This window comes from Inquilinus sp. 2KB_23 (assembly GCF_052115705.1).
GTDB lineage: Bacteria > Pseudomonadota > Alphaproteobacteria > DSM-16000 > Inquilinaceae > Inquilinus > Inquilinus ginsengisoli_A.
In genome coordinates, this window is record NZ_JBFRHF010000008.1 from 79055 (window position 1) to 95324 (window position 16270).

Annotated in this window: 15 protein-coding genes; 14 read left to right on the forward strand and 1 reads right to left on the reverse strand. The window is 69.4% G+C overall.

Translation table 11 applies throughout. From position 1 onward, the window contains the following. Nucleotides 1-11: 11 nt before the first annotated feature. The gene (betI, locus tag AB4112_RS12220) at nucleotides 12-620 is read left to right on the forward strand and encodes a transcriptional regulator BetI (RefSeq protein ID WP_309793769.1); all 609 of its coding nucleotides are present in this window, start codon (nucleotides 12-14) and stop codon (nucleotides 618-620) included. On the opposite strand, the gene AB4112_RS12225 is transcribed toward betI, so the two are convergent. Then, nucleotides 617-1480: a LysR family transcriptional regulator gene (locus AB4112_RS12225; protein WP_441719917.1), complete on the reverse strand. Its 864-nt coding sequence runs from the start codon at nucleotides 1478-1480 to the stop codon at nucleotides 617-619. The genes betI and AB4112_RS12225 overlap by 4 nt on opposite strands. Nucleotides 1481-1584: 104 nt before the next feature. On the opposite strand from AB4112_RS12225, the gene AB4112_RS12230 reads away from it, so the two are divergent. The 13 genes from AB4112_RS12230 to AB4112_RS12290 all read left to right on the forward strand — a co-directional run bounded on the left by AB4112_RS12230 (nucleotide 1585) and on the right by AB4112_RS12290 (nucleotide 16231). Next, nucleotides 1585-2619 (forward strand): aldo/keto reductase, encoded by a 1035-nt coding sequence (locus AB4112_RS12230; protein WP_309793771.1) that lies wholly within the window; start codon nucleotides 1585-1587, stop codon nucleotides 2617-2619. Between the two features lie 176 nt (nucleotides 2620-2795). Then, a complete protein-coding gene (locus AB4112_RS12235; RefSeq protein ID WP_309793772.1) occupies nucleotides 2796-4016 on the forward strand; it encodes an aromatic ring-hydroxylating oxygenase subunit alpha in 1221 nt (406 codons plus the stop codon). 116 nt (nucleotides 4017-4132) lie between these two features. After that, nucleotides 4133-5761 (forward strand): phytoene desaturase family protein, encoded by a 1629-nt coding sequence (locus tag AB4112_RS12240; RefSeq protein WP_309793773.1) that lies wholly within the window; start codon nucleotides 4133-4135, stop codon nucleotides 5759-5761. 34 nt (nucleotides 5762-5795) lie between these two features. Beyond that, a complete protein-coding gene (locus AB4112_RS12245; RefSeq protein ID WP_309793774.1) occupies nucleotides 5796-6836 on the forward strand; it encodes a succinylglutamate desuccinylase/aspartoacylase domain-containing protein in 1041 nt (346 codons plus the stop codon). A 44-nt stretch (nucleotides 6837-6880) separates the two neighbouring features. Beyond that, nucleotides 6881-7651 carry a transporter substrate-binding domain-containing protein gene (locus AB4112_RS12250; protein WP_309793775.1) on the forward strand — a complete coding sequence of 257 codons (771 nt, stop codon included), beginning with the start codon at nucleotides 6881-6883 and terminating at the stop codon, nucleotides 7649-7651. Between the two features lie 9 nt (nucleotides 7652-7660). Next, nucleotides 7661-8374, forward strand: a complete 714-nt coding sequence (locus AB4112_RS12255; protein ID WP_309793776.1) for an ABC transporter permease — start codon at nucleotides 7661-7663, stop codon at nucleotides 8372-8374. Nucleotides 8375-8377: 3 nt separating this feature from the next. After that, on the forward strand, nucleotides 8378-9124 hold the full coding sequence (locus tag AB4112_RS12260) for an ABC transporter permease (protein ID WP_309793777.1): 747 nt from the start codon (nucleotides 8378-8380) through the stop codon (nucleotides 9122-9124). Between the two features lie 124 nt (nucleotides 9125-9248). Continuing rightward, entirely contained in the window at nucleotides 9249-10082 is an 834-nt protein-coding gene (locus AB4112_RS12265; RefSeq protein ID WP_309793778.1) for a transporter substrate-binding domain-containing protein, read from the forward strand. A 10-nt stretch (nucleotides 10083-10092) separates the two neighbouring features. Further along, the gene (locus tag AB4112_RS12270; RefSeq protein ID WP_441719924.1) at nucleotides 10093-11082 is read left to right on the forward strand and encodes an amino acid ABC transporter permease; all 990 of its coding nucleotides are present in this window, start codon (nucleotides 10093-10095) and stop codon (nucleotides 11080-11082) included. Nucleotides 11083-11261: 179 nt separating this feature from the next. After that, complete coding sequence (locus AB4112_RS12275; RefSeq protein ID WP_441719927.1) at nucleotides 11262-12551, forward strand: ABC transporter substrate-binding protein; 1290 nt, start codon at nucleotides 11262-11264, stop codon at nucleotides 12549-12551. 49 nt (nucleotides 12552-12600) lie between these two features. Then, a complete protein-coding gene (locus tag AB4112_RS12280) occupies nucleotides 12601-13683 on the forward strand; it encodes a Gfo/Idh/MocA family protein (RefSeq protein ID WP_441719930.1) in 1083 nt (360 codons plus the stop codon). An 8-nt stretch (nucleotides 13684-13691) separates the two neighbouring features. After that, nucleotides 13692-14336: a ThuA domain-containing protein gene (locus AB4112_RS12285; protein ID WP_441719933.1), complete on the forward strand. Its 645-nt coding sequence runs from the start codon at nucleotides 13692-13694 to the stop codon at nucleotides 14334-14336. Further along, nucleotides 14333-16231 (forward strand): DUF2264 domain-containing protein, encoded by a 1899-nt coding sequence (locus AB4112_RS12290; RefSeq protein ID WP_441719935.1) that lies wholly within the window; start codon nucleotides 14333-14335, stop codon nucleotides 16229-16231. Before AB4112_RS12285 ends, AB4112_RS12290 begins: the two co-directional genes overlap by 4 nt. The last annotated feature ends 39 nt before the right edge of the window (nucleotides 16232-16270 follow it).

Consider the following 16270-nt stretch of genomic DNA (forward strand, 5'->3'; position numbering starts at 1 on the left):
CGGGGAGAGCCATGCGAAAGCCGATCGAGGAAATCCGCCGTCGCGAGCTGATCGAGGGCGCCTACCGCGCCTTCCTGCAGCACGGCATCGGCGGCCTGACCACCGCCCGCATCTGCCAGGAGGCCGGGATGTCGCCGGGCATCCTGGCCTATTACTTCAAGAGCAAGGACGAGGTGCTGTTCTGGATGGTCCGCTACGCCAACCGCGTGGTGATGGACGCGGTGGTGCGGAACATGAAGGCGGCGGGCAATCGCTGGGACCGGCTGATGGCGATCGTCCACGGCAACTTCCCGGCCGATGTGTTCGACCGCAACACCGCCCGCGCCTGGCTGTCCTTCTCTTCCGTCGCCGGCCAGGACCCGCAGCTCGAACGCCTGCAGCGGCTGTTCCATCGCCGCATGGTGTCCAACCTGGGCAGCTGCGTCGAAGGCCTGCTGCAGGGGGCCGAGCTGACCCGGTTCGTGCTCGGGGTCGGCGTGCTGATCGACGGCGCCTGGCTGCGGAAGGCCGGGCCGGGAATCGAGCTGGAGGCGGAGGAGGCGATCGGCATGGTCGAGCGGCACATCCGCAGCGTGCTCGGCGACGCGCGGGTCACGGCCCTGCAGGAGATGGCATCCTAGCCGGCGGGATCGCCGCCCCGCAGCAGCGCCCGGTTCTCCCGCATCAGGCGGACGATGCGCTCGATCACGGCGCGGACCGCGGGGTGGCGGCGCTCGTCATTGTGCAGCACCAGCCATTGCTGGTGGCGCAGCTCCTCGACCTGCTGCAGCCGCTCCAGCTCCGGCTCGCTGTCGCCGGCGAAGCAGGGCAGCACCGCCCGGCCCACGCCGCGGCGCAGCAGGTCCAGGATCAGCCGCGGATCGTTGCCGCGCATCACCGTGGCGGCGGCGTGCCGCTCCGCCACCCAGCGGGCCGAGGGGGTGACGGCGCCGTCGCCGGTCACGCCGATCCAGCGGTCGCCCAGCGCGGCGGCGCGCCGGCCATAGACGGCGAAGGCGACGTCGCCGGTCCGCCGCCCCGCCAGCCAGGGTTCCTCCGGCCGGCGGTTGCGGATGCCGATGTCGGCCTGCCCGCGGGCGATGTCGAGCCGGGCGTTGGCCGCGACGAAGTCGATCGACCAGGGCTCGTCGGGCGACCATAGGGCATCGATGTGGCGGGCGAGGAACCAGGAGGTCCAGGTGCCGGCCGAGATCCGCACCGTGCGGCGTGGCGACAGGCCGTCGCGCCAGCGCTCGATGCCGGTCGCCGCCGCCTCCATCTCCTCCGCCTGGGCCAGGAACTGGCGCCCCTCCTCGGTCAGGCGGTAGCCCAGGCGCTCGCGGATGAACAGGCGCTGGCCCAGGCCCTGCTCCAGCGCCGTCATGCGGCGCCCCAACGTCGCCGGGCTCGGCCCCGCCTGGCGGGCCGCGCCGCTGAGCCCCTCGCCGCGGGCGACGGCCAGGAACAGGCGGATGTCTTCCCAGTCGAGCGCGCTTTTCATTCTTGCAACGATCATTGCAGAGCTGCGGGTTTCTCGGCTGGATCATAGCCGATAGCCTCCGTTATCACGATCTCTGAACCTTTCGTCCGTGAAAAGGAATTGCCATGACCCATCAGCCCAAGCCGCATCCGGCCGCCATGATCCGTCTGTGGGATGGGCGCGAGATCCCGCGTCTCGGCCTGGGTTGCTGGGCGATCGGCGGCCCGTTCTTTGCCGGCGACACGCCATTGGGCTACGGCACCGTCGACGATGCGGAATCGACCGCGGCGATCCACTGCGCCCTCGAACTCGGCATTCGCTTCTTCGACACCGCCGACGTCTATGGCGCCGGCCATTCCGAGGCAGTGCTGGGGCAGGCCATTGCCGGCCGCGACGACGTCGTGGTCGCGACCAAGCTGGGCAACCGCTTCGACCCGGCGACGAAGCAGATGACCGGCAGCATCGACGACGGCGACCTGGCGCGCGAGACCCGCAGCGCCGTGGATGCATCGCGCCGTCGGCTGCGCCGCGACCGCCTCGACCTGGTGCAGCTTCACCTCAACGAACAGGCGATCGAGCGGGCGGGCGAGGTGTTCGATACGCTGGACGAGCTGCGCGCCGCCGGCACCATCGGCGCCTATGGCTGGAGCACGGATTTCCCGGACCGGGCAGCTGCCCATGCCGGGCGGGACGGCTTCGTCGCGGTCCAGCACGGTATGAACCTGTTCTTCGATGCCGCGCGGATGCTGCCGGTGATCGTGGCCAATGGCCTGCTGTCGATCAACCGCTCGCCGCTCGCCATGGGGCTGCTGACCGGCAAGTTCGTGGCCGGCCAGGCGCTGCCTGAGAATGACGTGCGGGCCAACACCTTCGAATGGATGGACTATTTCAAGGACGGCCGCGTGGTGCCGGACTTCGCCGACCGGCTGGCCCGGATCCGCCATCTCCTGACCGCCGACGGCCGCACCCTGGCCCAGGGGGCGATCGCCTGGCTGTGGGCGAAGTCGCCCCGCACCCTGCCGATCCCCGGCTTCCGGTCGGCGGCGCAGGTGCGGGAGAATGCCGGCGCGCTGGAGAAGGGGCCGCTGCCGGAGGAGGTGATGGCGGAGATCGAGCGGCTGATCGACCGCCGGCCCGAGGGCGCGGCCCGGTCGCGCTGAGGGCAGCCACTCAATCCTTGGTGCCGACGTCCCAGCCGGCATGAAACAGCTGTAAGCCTCGGCCGGCAGGCCCGATCGGCCGCCGCGCGATTTTTGCACGGGGATGATTGACCGCCTCCCGCACCTATTATACGGTCGTATAACAAGGCGGCCGGCAAGGCCGAGGGAGGCCAGCGATGATCGAAGCGATGCCGCGGCGCGGGGATGCGCCGACCCAGGATATTCCGCAGCCGGATGACGATGTCAGCCTGCCGGCCTGGATCTATCGCGACCCCGAATTCTACGCGGTCGAGCAGGAGGCGATCTTCCGCTCGTCCTGGCAGATCGTCTGCCATCTCAACGACATCCCACTGGCCGGCGACTTCCACACCTTCGAGTTCCTCGGCGAGACCATCATGGTGGTCCGTGGGCGGGACGGGCAGGTGCGGGCCTTCCACAATGTCTGCCGCCACCGCGCCGCGCGCCTGCTGGACGGGCCGAAGGGCAATTGCGGCAGCCGCATCGTCTGCCCCTACCACGCCTGGACCTATGAGCATGACGGCCGTCTGATCGGCATGCCGCAGCGCGGCAGCTACGGCGATTTCGACTTCGGCAGCCACGGGCTGGTCCCGGTCGACCACGAGGTCTTCGCCGGCTTCGTCTTCATCCGCCTCGCCCCGGGCACGCCCAGCGTCGCCGAGATGATGGGCCCCTATGGCGAGGAACTGGCGGCGTACCGGATCGAGGACATGGTACCGCTGGGCCGGGTCACGATGCGGCCGCGCTCGGTGAACTGGAAGAACGTCGCCGACAACTATTCCGACGGGCTGCACATCACCGTCGCCCATCCCGGCCTGACCCGGCTGTTCGGCCGCGGCTATGGGGTCGAGGCCCGGCCCTGGGTCGACAAGATGTGGGGCCAGCTGCAGGACCGGCCGTCGGCCGTGCTGTCGGAGCGGGCCTATCAGCACTTCCTGCCGGAGGTGCCGCATCTGCCGCCGGAGCGGCAGCGGCTGTGGACCTACTTCAAGCTCTGGCCCAACGTCGCGATCGACATCTATCCCGACCAGATCGACTTCATGCAGTTCATCCCGGTCTCGCCGACCGAGACGATGATCCGCGAGATCGCCTATGTCCATCCGGACCACCGGCCCGAGATGAAGGCCGCGCGCTACCTCAACTGGCGGATCAACCGCTCGGTCAGCCTCGAGGACAAGACGCTGATCGACCGGGTCCAGGCCGGCATGGGGTCGTCCAGCTACACCGTCGGCCCGCTCGGCACCACCGAGGTCTGCCTGCGCAGCTTCGCCCGGGCGATGCGCCGGCTGATCCCGGAAAGCCGGCTGCACCGGCCGCCGCCGCCGGGCTGGAGCCTGCGCCGCACCCCGTCCGAGGCGCCCGCCTTCGCGGCGGAGTGACCCAAGGACCCTTCGCCGTCATCCCCGCGAAAGCGGGGATCTCGACGGGTAAGGTCACGAAGAGATCCCCGCTTTCGCGGGGATGACGATACGAAAGAACGGTGCGGCGGGACTACATGGCGAACACACAGGTTTTCGACGTCGCGATCATCGGCGGGGGCCACAACGGGCTGGTCTGCGCCGCCTATCTCGCCGCCGCCGGGCTGAAGGTGACGGTGCTGGAGCGCCGCAAGGTGGTCGGCGGCGCCGCGGTGACCGAGGAGTTCCATCCCGGCTTCCGCAACTCCGTCGCCGCCTACACGGTCAGCCTGCTGAACCCGAAGGTGATCCGCGACCTCGACCTGCCCGGCCATGGCCTCAAGGTGGTCGAACGGCGCCTGGCCAATTTCCTGCCGGTGGATGAGAGCCGCTACCTGCTGTCCGGCCCGGGCCGGACCAAGGCCGAGATCGCCCGGTTCTCGGCCCGCGATGCCGAGCGCTACGACGCCTATGGCGACCGCCTCGACGTCATCGCCGACGTGCTGCGCGACATCGTGCTGCGCACCCCGCCCAACGTCGCCTCCGGCGGCTGGTCCGGCGCGCTGCCGGAGCTGATCAAGGCCGGCTCGCTCGGCAACCGGCTGCGCAAGCTCGACATGGTGATGCGGCGCGACCTGCTCGACCTCTTCACCAAATCGGCGACCGACATCCTGGAAGGCTGGTTCGAGACGCCGGTGGTGCAGGCGCTGTTCGGCTTCGACAGCATCGTCGGCAACTACGCCAGCCCCAGCCATGCCGGCACCGGCTATGTCCTGCTGCATCATGTGTTCGGCGAGGTGAACGGCAAGAAGGGCGTGTGGGGCCATGCCATCGGCGGCATGGGCGCGATCACCCAGGCGATGGCCAAGTCGGCGGCGTCGCGTGGCGCGGTGATCCGCACCGATGCCGGGGTGCGCGAGGTGATCGTCGAAGGCGGCCGCGCCGTCGGCGTGGTGACCGAGGCCGGCGACATCGTCCGCGCCGGCTGCATCGTCTCCAACCTCAACCCCAAGCTGCTCTACGGCAGGCTGGTCGACCCGGCGGCGCTGCCGCAGGATTTCCGCGAACGGATGGAGCGCTTCAAATGCGGCTCCGCCACCTTCCGCATGAACGTCGCGCTGTCGGAGCTGCCGGACTTCACCTGCCTGCCGGGCAAGACCCTGGCCGACCACCACACCAGCGGCATCATCTTCGGGCCCAGCCTGGACTACATGGACAAGGCCTATCTCGACGCCAAGGCCGGCGGCTGGTCGAAGACGCCGATCGTCGAGATGCTGATCCCGTCGACGCTGGACGACACGCTGGCGCCGCCGGGCCAGCACGTCGCCAGCCTGTTCTGCCAGCATTTCGACCCGAAGCTGCCGGACGGCGCCAGCTGGGACGACCATCGCGAGACCGCGGCCGACCTGGTCATCGACACGGTCAATGCCTGGGCGCCGAACTTCAAGGCCTCGGTGCTGGGCCGGCAGATCAACAGCCCGCTCGATCTCGAACGCACCTTCGGGCTGATCGGCGGCGACATCTTCCATGGCGCGCTGTCGCTGGACCAGATGTTCTCGGCCCGGCCGGTGCTGGGGCATGGCGACTACCGCGCGCCGGTGCCAGGGCTCTACATGTGCGGATCGGGAACCCATCCCGGCGGCGGCGTCACCGGGGCGCCGGGCCACAATGCCGCACGGGAAATCCTGGCCGATTTCAAGCGACGTCGGCTGAAGCGCGCGGCATGATGCCGGCAAAGCAGGGAACGGGAGCAGGCAGGCAATGGACCGATCCTGGGAACTGATTCCCGGCGACATGCCGGGCGCGGAATGGCGGATTCCGGTGCTGCGCTTCAAGGGCAATGCCGACGGACCGCCGGCCTATCTGCAGGCGGCGCTGCACGCCGACGAACTGCCGGGCGTGATCACCATCGACGCCCTGTGCGCCCGGCTGCGCCGGGCCGAGGCGGCGGGCGACATCAAGGGCGACATCACCATCGTGCCCTGGGCCAACCCGATCGGGCTGCAGCAGCAGCTGCACGGCGCCTGGCAGGGGCGCTACGACCTCGACACCCGGGTCAATTTCAACCGCGACTTCCCGCTGATCGACCGCCCCGACCCGGCGCTGCTGGCGGGACCCGACGCGGTGATGTCGGCCGGCGCCCGGCTGAAGATCAAGCTGCTGACCCTGGCCCTGCCGTCGGAGATCATCCTCGACCTGCATTGCGACGAGGTCTCGCTGCTGTATCTCTACATCCCGTCGGCGTTGTGGCCGGGGATGCAGGACCTGGCCGACGCGATGGACCCGGGTGCTGTGCTGGCCTGGGGCGGCGAAGCCGGCAGCGCCTTCGACGAGGCCTGCCTCACGCCCTGGCTGCGCAGCGGGGCCGACCTTTCCGGCAAGGTGGTGTCGACGGTCGAATTGCGCGGCCGGGCCGACATCGATGCCGAGCTGGCCGAGCGGGACGCCGAGGGGCTGTTCCGCTTCCTGGCCGGGCGCGGCGTCATCGCCGGCGACCCGCCGCAGCGGCGCTGGTCCGGTCCGGTGGCCGAGCTCGATCACATCGAGATGATCCGTGCCCCGGTCGGCGGCGCGGTCTGCTTCGTCCGCGTTCCGGGCGACCATGTCGAGGCCGGGGACCTGCTCGCCACCATCCTGGTGCGGCCGGGCGAGGAGGGCGGGGCGGTGCCCGTGCGCGCCCCCCAGGCCGGGCTGGTGATGAGCCGCCGCGACCACGGCCGGGCCAAGCCGGGCGAGGACATGATGAAGCTGGTTTGCGGTTCGCGCAGTGCGACCGCGCGGCCGGGACCCCTCGAAGCCTGAGGGGCCGGTCTTCGTCCAATCAAGAAACAGGGAGCGCTGATCGAATGAACCGTCTGACCCTCTCCGCCTGCCTGGTGATGGCCGCGGCCGTCTTTGCCGGCCCGGCCATGGCGCAGGATGTGGTGCGCATCGGCACCACGCCGGAATCCTACCCGCCCTACAGCTGGGTCGACGCCCAGGGCAAGCTGAACGGCTTCGAGATCGAGCTTGGCGACGCGCTGTGCGTCGAGATGAAGGTCAAGTGCGAATGGGTGATCCAGAGCTGGGACGGCATCATCCCGGCGCTGCAGGAAAAGAAGTTCGACGCCATCATCGCCTCGATGTCGGTCACCGCCGAGCGCAAGCAGGTCGTCGACTTCAGCGACAAATACTATAACTCCCCGGCCGAGTTCATCGGCCCCAAGAGCGAGAAAGTCGACATCTCGCCGGAAGGCCTGAAGGGCAAGACGGTCGGCGTCCAGATCTCGACCGTTCATGCCGCCTACATCGAGGCGAAGTACAAGGACATCGTCACGATCAAGACCTACGACACGCAGGAGAACGCCAATCTCGACCTGATCGCGGGCCGGGTCGACCTGCTGCTGGCCGATGGGGTGGCGCTGGATTCCTTCCTGAAGTCGGCCGATGGCGCGGATTTCGACGTCAAGGGCAAGCCCTTCATCGATCCGATCATGGGCGACGGCGTCGGCGTCGCCGTCCGCAAGGAGGACACGGCCCTGCGCGACAAGTTCTCCGCCGCGATCAAGGCGATCCGCGCCAACGGCGTCTACAAGAAGATCAACGACAAGTACTTCAGCTTCGACATCTACGGCTGAGGCCGGGGGATGGAGGATCTCGCCGCCCTGCTGGGCTTCGGGGAGAAGGGGTGGGGCGGCCAGCTGCTGGCCGGGACGGTGGTCACGGTCGAGATCGCCGTCGCCTCCTATGTCGTCGGGCTGCTGCTCGGCCTGCTCGGGGCCTGGGCCAAGCTGGCCGGGCCCCGGCCGGTCCGGGCGCTCGGCAACGCCTACACCACCATCGTCCGCGGCGTGCCCGACATCCTGATCATCCTGTTCGTCTACTATGGCGGCACCTCGGGCCTGCGGGCGCTGATCGGCCTGGTGGTGCCGGGGGTCGAGGTCGAGATCGACGCCTTCGTCGCGGCGGTCGCCTCGCTCGGCTTCGTCGCCGGCGCCTATGCCACCGAACTGTTCCGCGGCAGCATCCTGGCGGTGCCGCCGGGCCAGATCGAGGCGGCGAAGTCGCTGGCCCTGCGGCCCGCGGTGATGTTCTTCAAGGTGGTGCTGCCCCAGGCCATCCGCTTCGCCCTGCCGGCGCTGGGCAACCTGTGGGTGGTGGTGCTGAAGGACAGCGCCCTGATCAGCGTGGTCGGGATGCGCGACCTGCTGGGCATCGCCGCGACCGCGGCGGCGACCACCCGCCAGCCCTTCACCTTCTATGCCGTGGTGGCCCTGATCTTCCTGGCGCTGACCATCGTCTCGGTCGGGCTGTTTCAGCTCGCCGAACGGGTCTACGGCCGCGGCTACCGGCGGTCCTGAGCCATGGATTTCGATTTCATCCAGCGCATCCTGGGCAACCTCTTCAACGGCGTGCTGGTGACAATCTTCCTGGTCGTCACCACGATGATCTGTGGCAACGCCCTGGCGGTGCCGGTGGCGCTGGCCCGGGTGTCGCGGCACTGGTGGCTGAAGGCGCCGGCCTTCCTCTACATCCTGTTCATGCGCGGCACGCCGCTGATCGTGCAGATGTACATGATCTATTACGGCCTGGCGCAGTTCCCGGGGGTGCGCCACAGCGTCCTGTGGCCGATCCTGCGCGATCCCGTCTGGTGCGCCTTCATCTCGCTCAGCATCAACACCGCGGCCTATTCCGGCGAAGTGCTGCGCGGCGCCATCCAGGCGGTGCCGCGCGGCGAGGTCGAGGCCGCGCGCTCGGTCGGCATGCGGCAGGGCCTGATGATGCGCCGCATCGTGCTGCCGATCGCGCTGCGCCAGAGCCTGCCGATCTTCGCCAACGAGACGGTGCTGCTGCTCAAGGCCAGCGCCATCGTCTTCACCATCACGGTGCGCGACCTGATGGGCGAGGCCAACATTGTCCGCGCCCAGACCTTCCGCACCTACGAGCCGCTGCTGACCGCGGCCCTGATGTATCTGGTGCTGACCTGGATCATCGCCCGCGGCTTCGGCTGGCTCGAATCCCGGCTGGGGGCGCATCGTCGGGCGGCGGTGTCGGCGGTGCCCGGCCGCGGCCCTGCGGCTGCGACCACGGTGCCGCTCGACGCCCGCTGATCCGGGCCGCCTGGCCGGGGCGCGTTCCCGATTGTCGGGCGTGGCTGCGCGGGACTAGGCTTCGCGGAGACGGGAGCGCCCGGGAAGAGGCGTCGTCGAAGCCGCATCAGGGAGATAGAGTGACATGCGTCTGCGCAGCATCGTTCTGGCCGCCGCCGCCATCGGCCTCCTGTCCTCTGGCCCCGCCTTCGCCGGCGCCGTGCTCGACCGGATCACGCAGGCCAAGAAGCTGGTGATGTCGACGGATCCGGAATACCCGCCGCAATCCTCGCTGAACGCCAGCAACCAGTTCGAGGGCTTCGACATCGATGTCGGCACCGAGATCGCCAAGCGCCTCGGCGTCTCGATCGAATTCGTCACCCCGGGCTGGGAGACCATCGTCTCCGGCAAATGGGCAGGGCGCTGGGACGTCTCGGTCGGGTCGATGACCCCGACCAAGCCGCGGGCCGAGGTGCTGGACTTCCCGGCGATCTACTACTACACGCCGGCCGCCCTGGCGGTGAACACGGCCAACACCACGATCAAGACCCCGGCCGACGCCTCGGGCAAGCGCATCGGCGTCGGCGCGGCCACCACCTATGAGAACTACCTGCATGGCGACCTGGCGATCGAGGCCGAGGGTGCCCCGCCATTCGAGTTCGTGATCAAGGACGCCAAGATCCAGTCCTACGACACCGACGTCCCGGCGCTGGACGACCTCAAGCTGGGCGATGGCACCCGGCTCGACGCGGCGATGACGGCGCTGCCGACGATCCAGGCCGCGATCAAGAACGGCTATCCCCTCAGGGTGGTCGGTGCGCCGCTGTACTACGAGCCGCTGGCGGTCGCGATCGAGAAGGGCGACCCGGAGCTGAAGGCCAAGCTCGCCGAGATCGTCAAGGCGATGCAGGATGACGGCACCCTGACCAGCCTCTCGATGAAATGGTACGGGGTGGACCTGACCAAGCCGGCGTCCTGACCGCAGGCGGATGATCCGCCTCTTCGAGGCCCTGGCGCGGCCGCTGGTGCTGCGTGCCTTGCTGTTCCTCGTCGCCGCCGGGCTGCTGGCGGGCTTCGACTATGGCGGCGTCGTCGCCCGGCTGGCCGAGATCGTGCCGGCGTTGGCCTCGCCTACGGGGCAGGGGGTGGGGCCCTGGCTCGTCATCGCCGGGCTCGCCGCCCTGGTGGTGGTGAATTTCTGGCTGCTGTCCCACCTGCCGTTCCGCCTCCAGGCGGTGATCGTCTGGATCGAGCTGATGGGCCTGTTCCTGGCCTTCTGCTGGAGCTTCCGGCTCAGCTACGGCTTCATGCTCCAGCGGGCGCCGATCCTGCTCGGGCTGCAGCTGCATGACGGCTTCATCCAAGGCGCGGCGCTGACCCTGTTCATCTGCCTGGTCTCGATCACGCTCTCGACCGTGATCGCCCTGGCGGCGGCCCTGGCGCGCCTGTCCGACAGCGGCCCGGCCTACGGCCTCGCCACCTTCTACACCTCGTTCTTCCGCGGCACGCCGCTGCTGCTTCAGACCATGCTGATCTATCTCGGCCTGCCGCAGCTCGGCCTGGTCATCGACGCCATCCCGGCCGGCATCATCGCCCTGTCGCTGTGCTACGGCGCCTACATGGCCGAGATCTTCCGCGCCGGCATCCTGTCGGTCCCGCGCGGGCAGTCGGAGGCGGCGCGGTCGCTCGGCCTGAAGTCGGGGGAGGTGACCTGGCTGGTGGTGCTGCCGCAGGCGATGCGGCTGATCATCCCGCCGACCGGCAACCAGTTCATCGCCATGCTGAAGGATTCGTCGCTGGTCTCGGTGATGGGGGTCTGGGAGATCATGTTCCTGGCCCGGACCCATGGCCGCGCCGAGTTCAAATACATGGAGATGCTGATCGTCGCGGCGCTGATCTACTGGGCGATGTCCGCGGTGTTCGAGCTGGTGCAGGCCCGGATCGAGAAGCGCTTCGGCAAGGGCGTGTCGGTCCGCTGAGTCGGACTCTGGGCTTTCCTCAGATATATCCAATTGGTTACATCCAACTGCCGGACCAAGCGGCGCCTGGGGTGTCATTCAGCATTTGACATCGCGGCGGGGCGATCAATAATAAGTAACCAAACGGTTATAACAGAGGCGGCGCTCAAGCGTCTGCCGCGCCTAGGGGAGGCAAGTCGATGAAGGCTTTGAACCGCCGTTCGTTCCTGCAGACCTCGATCGCCGCGACCGCGGCGCTGTCCCTCGGGACCGGCGCCGCCCGGGCCGAGGAGGCCCGGCTGCGCATGGCGTGGTGGGGGTCGCAGGACAGGGCCAAGCGCACCCTGGGTGTCGCCGAGCTGTACAAGCAGAAGATGCCCGACGTCGCCATCGTCGGCGAGGCGGTCACCGGCGACGCCTACTGGACCAAGCTGTCGACCCAGATGGCCGGGCGAAACATCTCCGATATCTTCCAGCTCGAGCCGGGCACCATCTCCGACTATTCCCGCCGCGGCGCCACCATGGCGCTGGACCAGTTCATCCCCAAGCCGCTGGACGTCGAGGCCTTCGGCACCAAGGTGCTGGACCTGTGCAAGGTCGACGGCAAGATCCAGGGCATCGGCCTAGGCCTCAACTCGTTCTCGATGTTCTACGACACCGCAGTCTTCGCCAAGGCCGGCCTGCCGGCGCCGACGCCGGAGACCACCTGGGCCCAGTTCGCCGACCTGTCGGTCGAGCTGACCAAGGCGGTGGGCAAGGACCAGTTCTGGGGCGCCCCCTACGGCGCCCGCTACGCCTCGGTGCTGGACGTCTGGCTGCGCCAGCGCGGCAAGGCCCTGTTCACCGAGGAAGGGCCGCTCGGCTTCGGGGTCGAGGACGCCAAGGAATGGTACGCCTACTGGGAGGATCTGCGCGGCCGCAACGGCACCGTCACGGCGGATGTGCAGACCCAGGAGCAGAACATCATCGAGACCAACCCGCTCAGCCGCGGCAGCTCGGCGATGGGCTTCACCTATTCGAACCAGCTGGTCGGCTATCAGGCGGTGATGCCGAACAAGCTCGGCATCACCATGGTGCCCTCTGCCGGCGGCGGCGCTCCCTCGGGGCACTACTACCGGCCGGCGCTGATCTGGAGCATCGGCGCCACCAGCAAGAACGGCGAGGCGGCGGCGGCCTTCATCAACTTCTTCGTCAACGATATCGAGGCCGGCAAGATCCTGGGGGTCGAGCGCGGCGTGCCGATGTCGCCCAAGGTGCGCGAGGCGATCCTGCCGCAGTTGAACGAGACCGAGCGGGCGTCGGTGGAGTACGTCAACTTCCTGGCCGACAAGGTCAGCGCCTATCCGCCGCCGGTGCCGAAGGGGTCGCAGGAGTTCGACCGCAACGTCGTGCGCCGCACCTCCGACGAGCTGGCCTTCGGAAACCTCACGCTCGACCAGGCGGCGCACCAGCTGGTCGAACAGGGCAATGCGCTGATCCAGCCGAAGTGACTTGGCCGAAGTGACCCGGCCGACCTGATCCGGAAGCGTTGAGGACAGCATGACCCGTCTCAAGGTGGCGATGATCGGCTGCGGCTGGGTCGCCGGATCCCAGGTCGAGCGTGGCTTCGCGGTCTTGCCGGAGCAGTTCGAGGTGGCGGTGGCCGCGGATCTCGACCCGTCCCGGGCCGAGGCCTTCGCCGCCCGCCACGGCATCCCGCGCATGGCTGCAAGCCTCGACGTCGTGCTGGCCATGCCCGATGTCGACGTGGTGTCGATCTGCACTCCGCCGAACCTGCATTTCGGCGGGGTCACCGCGGCGCTGGCCGCCGGTAAGCATGTGATCTGCGAGAAGCCCTTCGTCGCGTCGCTGGCGCAGCTGGAGGCGGTGCGCCGGGCCGAGGCGGAGTCCGGCCGCCGGGCGATGCCGATCTTCCAGTACCGCTTCGGCGACGGGCTGGCGCGGGTCAAGCACGTGGTCGACAGCGGCCTGGCCGGCAAGGCCTATGTCTCGGCGGTCGAGACCGCGTGGCGCCGCGGCCCGGACTACTACCAAGTGCCGTGGCGCGGCAAGCTGGCGTCGGAGCTGGGCGGCGTGCTGCTGACCCAGGCGATCCACATGCACGACCTGCTGTTCTTCCTGATGGGGCCGGCCGCCACGGTCGCCGGCTTCAAGACCACCCGGGTCAACCCGGTCGAGGTCGAGGATTGCGCGGTTGGCAGCCTGCGCATGGCCGACGGGTCGCTGGCCTCGCTGACCGCGACGCTGGGCTCGGCCAAGCAGATCACCCGGATGCGGTTCTGCTTCGAGCATGTCGCCTTCGAGGTGCAGGGCGACGGCGACGACGCCGGCCGGCCGGCGGAGCTGGAGTGGACCGTGATCCCGGCCAGCCCCGAGGCGGGCGAGCGCATCGCCAAGGCCATGGCCGAGCTGCCGCCCGGGAAAGCCAACTTCGCCCGGCAGTTCGAGCTGTTCCACGACGCGCTGGCCACCGGCGCGCCCTTCCCGGTGACGCTGGACGACGCCCGGCGCTCGCTGGAGCTGATCACGGCGCTGTTCCACGCCGCCGAAACCGGCACGGTGATCGATCTGCCGATCGGCCCCGGCCATTCCCGTTACGAAGGCTGGGTCTCCCGGGCCTGAAGAGGACCATGATGAAACGCGCGATGATCGTCTGGGGCGGCTGGGAAGGCCATGAGCCGGAACAGGGCGCCGCCTATGTCGCCGCGATGCTGCGGCAGGAGGGCTTCGACGTCCGGGTGGAGGGCGACGTCGACGCCTTCGCCGACCCGGCGCTGCGCGGGATGGACCTGATCGTGCCGATGTTCACCCGCTCCGCGATCACCAAGGAGCCGCTGGACAACCTGCTGGCCGCGGTCGAGGGCGGGGCCGGGATCGCCGGCTATCACGGCTGCCTGGCCGGGTCGTTCCGCGAGGCGGTGGCCTTCCACTTCATGGCCGGCTGCCAATGGGTGGCCCATCCCGGCAACATCATCCCGTTCCGGGTGAACGTGACCCGGCCGGACGACCCCGTGATGGCCGGGATCGGGGATTTCGACTACCTGTCGGAACAGTACTACCTGCATGTCGACCCGGCGGTGGAGGTGCTGGCCACCACCACCTTCTCGGGCGACCACGCCGCCTGGATCGACGGCGTGACCATGCCGGTGGTGTACAAGAAGCGCTACGGCGCCGGGCGGGTGTTCTACACCGCGCTGGGCCATGTGGTGCGTGAGTTCGAACACCCTGAGATGCGCGAGATCCTGCGCCGGGGCCTGCTCTGGGCATCGAAATGACCGACACCACCGCCGATCGCGCCCGCACCAACCCGCTGGCGACCCGCTCCGACGTGCAGCGCCTGCTGCGCGACCTTTCCGCGCCGCTGGAATCCGGCTTCAGCCCGGGCCGGGCGCAGATCCGCCTCGGCCTCGATTCCGCGCATTTCAACCGCAAGGCGCAGTGGTTCGAAGGCTATGCAAGGCCGCTGTGGGGCCTGGCGCCGCTGCATGCCGGAGGCGCCGGCTTCGACTTCTGGGACAAGTTCCGCGAAGGCCTGGCCAACGGCACCGACCCGGACCATCCGGAGTACTGGGAGGCGGTGACTGACACCGACCAGCGCGCGGTCGAGATGGCGGCGCTGGGCTTCGCCCTGGCGCTGGCGCCCGACCGGCTGTGGGACCCGCTGCCCGAGGCGGCGAAGCAACGCGCGGCGACCTGGCTCGGCGGCATCCAGTCGGTGCAGATGGCCGACAACAACTGGCATTTCTTCCCGGTCATGGCCGGGCTGGGGCTGGAGCGGGTGGGCGTCGACATCGACACCGCGTCGCGCGACCGCCATCTGGCCCGGATCGACGACTTCATCGGCGCCGAAGGCTGGTATGGCGATGGCGACGGCGGCTGGATCGACCACTACAACGGCTTCGCGCTGCAGTTCTACGGGCTGATCTACGCCGCCCATGCCGGCGATCGCGACCCGGCGCGGGCCCAGGCCTATCGCGACCGCGCCACCGCCTTCGCCCAGGGCTTCCGCCACTGGTTCGGGGCCGACGGGGCGGCGTTGGCGATCGGCCGGTCGCTGACCTACCGCTTCGCCATGGCCGGCTTCTGGGGCGCCCTGGCCTATGCCGGGGTCGAGGCGCTGCCCTGGGGCCAGATCCGCGGCCTGTGGGCCCGCCAGTTGCGCTGGTGGATGCAGCAGCCGATCTTCGACGCCGCGGGCCGCCTGCCGGTCGGCTACCGCTGGCCGAACTACCTGATGAGCGAGGAGTACAACTCGCCCGGCTCGCCCTACTGGGCGTTCAAGGCCTTCCTGCCGCTGGCCTTGCCGGATAGCCACCCGTTCTGGACGGCGCGGGAGGAGGCGCTGGACGCGCCGGACGGCACATCGACGCTGCGCGGCGCCTCGATGGTGGTCCGCCGCAGCCGTGGCGACGTGGTGGCGCTGCCGGCCGGGCCGGTCCGCACCGAGATGCGCGGATCGACCGACAAATACGGCAAGCTGGCCTATTCCACGCGCTTCGGGATGGCAGTGGAGGGCGATCGCTGGCTGCCGGTCGGCTTCTGTGGCGACAATATCCTGGCCGTCAGCCGTGACGGCCGCGAGTTCCGCAGCCGCGGGGCGCTGACCGCCTCCCGGGTCGGGGAGGGCTGGATCGAGACCGTATGGCAGCCGCTGGCCGGGGTCACGGTGACGACGTTGCAATCCTTCGCCGGGGATTGGGAGGTGCGGCTGCACCGCATCGCCGCCGACACGCCGCTGGCGGTGATCGAGACCGGCCACGCGGTGCCGGCGCACAGCCGGACGCGCGGCAAGCTGCTGCAGGCGCTCGATGCAAAGGGGCCTGGCCTGGTGGGGCTGACCATCGCGGTGGCCGACGGGCATGGCTCCAGCCTCGCCGATCTCGGCGGGCTGCGGCGTGCGGTCGAGGCGGATGTCGCCCCGAACACCCATCTGCTGTTCCCACAGGCCTCGGTGCCGGCCCTGGCCGGCCGCATCGGCGCCGGCGAGACCCTGCTGGTCACGGCGGCGCGGCCGTCCTACGGCCTCGACCAGCTGTCGATGCCGCTGCCCTCGGCCGAGGCGGTGCGGGCGATCGCGGAGGCCGCCGGCTGGGACGTCACCGTCCTGGGCTGGCTGGCGATCCCGGATGGGCTGGAGATCCGCCAGCGGCCGGTCGCCGACTGGGGCTGACGCGGGGAGGGGTAGGTTGGGTTCGCCGCGGCGAACCCA

Bases quoted from the DNA above. Each gene is read 5' to 3' on its own strand.
- AB4112_RS12250 (WP_309793775.1), top strand. From the start codon at position 6,881: ATGAACCGTCTGACCCTCTCCGCCTGCCTGGTGATGGCCGCGGCCGTC.
- AB4112_RS12290 (WP_441719935.1), top strand. From the start codon at position 14,333: ATGACCGACACCACCGCCGATCGCGCCCGCACCAACCCGCTGGCGACC.
- AB4112_RS12235 (WP_309793772.1), top strand. From the start codon at position 2,796: ATGATCGAAGCGATGCCGCGGCGCGGGGATGCGCCGACCCAGGATATT.
- AB4112_RS12275 (WP_441719927.1), top strand. From the start codon at position 11,262: ATGAAGGCTTTGAACCGCCGTTCGTTCCTGCAGACCTCGATCGCCGCG.
- AB4112_RS12285 (WP_441719933.1), top strand. From the start codon at position 13,692: ATGATGAAACGCGCGATGATCGTCTGGGGCGGCTGGGAAGGCCATGAG.
- AB4112_RS12270 (WP_441719924.1), top strand. From the start codon at position 10,093: ATGATCCGCCTCTTCGAGGCCCTGGCGCGGCCGCTGGTGCTGCGTGCC.
- AB4112_RS12240 (WP_309793773.1), top strand. From the start codon at position 4,133: ATGGCGAACACACAGGTTTTCGACGTCGCGATCATCGGCGGGGGCCAC.
- AB4112_RS12245 (WP_309793774.1), top strand. From the start codon at position 5,796: ATGGACCGATCCTGGGAACTGATTCCCGGCGACATGCCGGGCGCGGAA.
- AB4112_RS12260 (WP_309793777.1), top strand. From the start codon at position 8,378: ATGGATTTCGATTTCATCCAGCGCATCCTGGGCAACCTCTTCAACGGC.
- AB4112_RS12265 (WP_309793778.1), top strand. From the start codon at position 9,249: ATGCGTCTGCGCAGCATCGTTCTGGCCGCCGCCGCCATCGGCCTCCTG.
- AB4112_RS12225 (WP_441719917.1), bottom strand. From the start codon at position 1,480: ATGAAAAGCGCGCTCGACTGGGAAGACATCCGCCTGTTCCTGGCCGTC.
- AB4112_RS12255 (WP_309793776.1), top strand. From the start codon at position 7,661: ATGGAGGATCTCGCCGCCCTGCTGGGCTTCGGGGAGAAGGGGTGGGGC.
- AB4112_RS12230 (WP_309793771.1), top strand. From the start codon at position 1,585: ATGACCCATCAGCCCAAGCCGCATCCGGCCGCCATGATCCGTCTGTGG.
- AB4112_RS12280 (WP_441719930.1), top strand. From the start codon at position 12,601: ATGACCCGTCTCAAGGTGGCGATGATCGGCTGCGGCTGGGTCGCCGGA.
- betI (WP_309793769.1), top strand. From the start codon at position 12: ATGCGAAAGCCGATCGAGGAAATCCGCCGTCGCGAGCTGATCGAGGGC.